The organism is Arthrobacter endolithicus (assembly GCF_026627425.1).
Classification (GTDB): Bacteria; Actinomycetota; Actinomycetes; order Actinomycetales; family Micrococcaceae; genus Arthrobacter_M.
On sequence record NZ_JAPNLH010000044.1, the window covers coordinates 1 to 3,590 of the forward strand.

At 61.0% G+C, this 3,590-nt stretch carries 2 protein-coding genes; both read left to right on the forward strand.

Annotated elements, in window-relative coordinates; translation table 11 throughout:
* The first annotated feature begins 195 nt into the window (after positions 1-195).
* Entirely contained in the window at positions 196-2,205 is a 2,010-nt protein-coding gene (locus OS914_RS17810) for a putative transposase (protein WP_267547394.1), read from the forward strand.
* Between the two features lie 604 nt (positions 2,206-2,809).
* The gene (locus tag OS914_RS17815; protein ID WP_267547395.1) at positions 2,810-3,076 is read left to right on the forward strand and encodes a hypothetical protein; all 267 of its coding nucleotides are present in this window, start codon (positions 2,810-2,812) and stop codon (positions 3,074-3,076) included.
* Positions 3,077-3,590: the final 514 nt, after the last annotated feature.

A 3,590-nucleotide genomic window follows, 5' to 3' on the forward strand; every position in this document is an offset into this window, starting at 1 on the left:
GCGGCGAGTCCTACCGAGTCAAAAACGCGTTGATGAAATGAGCAGACAGCTGAAATGGCCTAAAAACGCGCCGCAGTGGCCTGATTCTTAGCGCCGAAATGGCCTACTTTAACTTGACGAAACACAGTCACCCCCGAATCCTTGCGGCGCTGGCGGGTCAGCCTGACCGGCGAGGGGGTCGCCGCGTTGGCGCCTATGAAGAAAGGCCCCAAGGGCCCGACCGTCCTGACCGGGGCGAAAGCGGCCGAGATCCGCCGCGTCCGCGCTGGTGGTGCGAGCCTGCGGGCAACGGCTGCAGCGGCCGGGGTCTCCACCGACACTGTCCGGCGCGCCCTCACCAACGAGGCTGTGACCGGGGAACCCGTGGCGACACGGGCTAAATTGGCGCCCCAGGCACCAACGCAGTTGGTGTTGCCCGTACTGCCGGAACCGACAGCTCGTTCCGGGGAACGGGCGGTAGCGAGGTCCGGTTTACTCGAGTGCGCGGCCCCGGTGTTTGCCCCTGCGGCGCGGGTGCCGTTGGCCGGGCTGTTCCTGGCCTTGCCGGCGCTGGAGGCCACCGGGCTGCTCGCTTGCGCGAAGGTAACCTTCGGGGCGTTGCCGGCCGGATTTTACGGGCTGGAAACGGTGCTCCTTGACGCGGTGCTGCGGGCCCTGGCCGGGGAACCCCGCGCCGAAGGTGCCACCCGGATCGAGCCCACGGCGCTCGGTCGGGTGTTGGGCCTTGACCGGGCCCCGGAAGTAAAAACCATCCGCCGCAAAATCGGGTTTCTGGCCGACACCGGGAAGGCCGGGGACCTGCTCACCGCCCTCGCTAAACACCACCTCCACGGTCCGAACGGCGATAGTGCCGGCGTCGAGGGCGGGGATCTGGCCGCTGTTCTGTATGTTGACGGGCATGTCCGCGCCTACCAAGGGACCAAGAAGATCGGGAAGGTCCACTCCACGAGGCTGAAGTTCCCGGTCCCGGCGACCGAGGAAACCTGGGTCTCTGACGCCCACGGATCCCCGGTGCTGGTCGTCATGGCCAAACCCGGCACCGCCCTGACCGGTGAACTTCGGGCCCTGCTGCCGCACTTACGCACCATCGTTGGAAACTCCCGGCGGGTGTTGGTCGGTTTTGACCGGGGAGGTTGGTCACCGGCGCTCTTCAAACACATGGACGAGGCCGGCTTTGACGTCCTGACCTGGCGCAAAAGCACCCCACCGGAGATCCCCGAGAACCACTTCACACCCGTCACCCATACTGACGCCCACGGGCAAACCAGAACCTGGAATGCCGCGGACACGGCCGTTGACCTGGCACTGGCCACCACCGGGGAAGCGTTCCGGATACGACAGATCAGCCGCATCGTCCCGGTCCGGGGCGGGGCAACCCGGCAGATCCACATCCTCACCACCGATCAGGGCATGTCCGCCGGTGAGGTGATTTACCGGATGGGCTCCCGCTGGCGGCAGGAAAACTACTTCCGCTACGCCCGCATCCATTTCGACCTGGACTCCCACGACGCCTACACGTCCACCGAGGATGACCCCGGACGGTCAGTACCCAACCCGGACAAGAAAAAGGCCTACCAACACGTGATCGCCACACGCGCCCACTACGACCAGGTCCTGGCCCGCACAGACGCCGCCATGCTAGGGATCCGTACCCCGGGGCCCGGCACCAATGAAGTCCTGATTACCAGCGCCATGCACAACACCGTCACCGCGCCCCTCTGGGACGCGGAAGCCGCCCTCGACCAGACAGAAGCCGCCCACCAAAAAATCCCCGCCAGAATCCCGTTGGGAGAACTCTCACCCGGGCAACAAGTCCTCGACACCGAGACGAAACTGATCACCCACGCGATCAGGATGGCCGCGTTCAACACCGCCACGACCCTCGCCCGGGAAATCCGGACCAACACCGGCTACGCCCGCGCCGCCGAGGAAGCCCACACCCTGGCACGACAGGCGCTCACCGGCAGCGGCGACACATCGACACCACCACCCCGGGATACCTCATCATCCGGCTGGACCCACTCCCCACACCACGGGCCACCACGGCAATCGGTGAACTCTGCCAGCACCTCACCACCACGGCAACCCGCTACCCCGGCACCAACCTCATCCTGCGCTACGAAATCAAAAACCACGCCTAAACCCACACGCAATACCTCACCATGTCAGGAGCCCTGGACACGGGGCACCAAATTGTGGCTCTGACCTGCGGTTATGCTTCGCAGGTCAGAGTCATTTAAGACCAAAAACGGCCCAAGTCACGTTTTACTCACGTTCTTGAACGAAAACCTGCTCACGTTTTTGGCTTGTTTTGGGGCGGAAATAGGTTCGATTCCTGCTCACGTTATTCATTGCTGGAACATCTGCAATCGTCGCCTACCATCCACTCATATGGTTCGCAGAGTCGACTGCCGTGGCACTACATCTGGGCCTTGCTGCCCTTTTGTTTACGGGGCTAGGAAACTTACTGCGAGTACTTTGACCCCGTGCCATTGCTGCATAATCTGTTGCGTGGCTATTGCTGTCGGAGTCCCACCCGGACTGCCCCTCGATGGCTGCGCTGCCGTTACCAGTTTGCCGCAGCAAAACGTGGTGTAGGGCGCACCAAAATCTAACGTTCGACTTGCACGCTTAACAGCCGAAAGCCTTCCTGAAGTAGCCGTTGCATGGCCTCGAAGCCTTGCCAACAGTCAGCGCTTTCGGATTCGGTCAGCTCAATGGCGCCAGTGTGCCGATAATCTTCATGACACCATGATAGTTACCGTTTGGACGTATGTTCGATATCTTGCCATGAAACCATACTGTAGTAGTGAATAAATTTGATCCAGGTTCGAAGCTCATGGAAGTCATTGCCGCCGACAAGCGCCATCCCGACCGGACCGACGGCAATCCTCAGCATTCCTCACCGTGGGATATACCGCTTGTCAAGGAAGGCGAAATATTCGGCACGGCCGTCGAGTACACGCGATCTTACGGACTCGTCGAAGGGCACGAGCCCGACAGGGCATACAGAGTCGAGTGGTTCCCCGCAGCCGACATCAAGAGAGTGGACCGAGCAGACTGGCATGGCAAATAGCCTGCTGGTTCAGGGACTGGACATGAACAAAACCCCAAGCCTTCAGGTGCTGCCCTTGACGCGTGCGGCTGGACGTTTTCCATGTGACGCTCGACCGGAACGGAGCGCAGCAACGGAAATGATTTTAGTTTTCCCCGATAGGGCGAATTCAGGCGAAGCAGGTTTCGCCTCCCGCGAGCAACCAGCGTCCACGCAGACCCAGCCACGGGGATCGTATATCCCCGCTTTACAAGCATCGGGTTGTTGCCACTTGCCACTACCCCGTTTTGGCCCATCTTTCCAGAAGAATATTAGAACAGTGGCAGGTACTAAACACTCTCCAGTTTGCATTGTTTCTGGAGAGTTTACGGCGAGTCGGTTCGAATCCATATTGCCGTTTCAGACATCCATAACCGGCTCTTCAGAATTGAGGGTGTAGTTTCGGTCTGAATCCGCCGGATTCCAGCAGTGATCTTGCGACGTAGTTGGTGAGGTTGCGGAAGCCGAGAGCGGAACCGCGAAGGTGTTCGAGCCG

Coding starts and splice junctions, on each gene's coding strand:
- OS914_RS17810 (WP_267547394.1), top strand. CDS start 196: ATGAAGAAAGGCCCCAAGGGCCCGACCGTCCTGACCGGGGCGAAAGCG.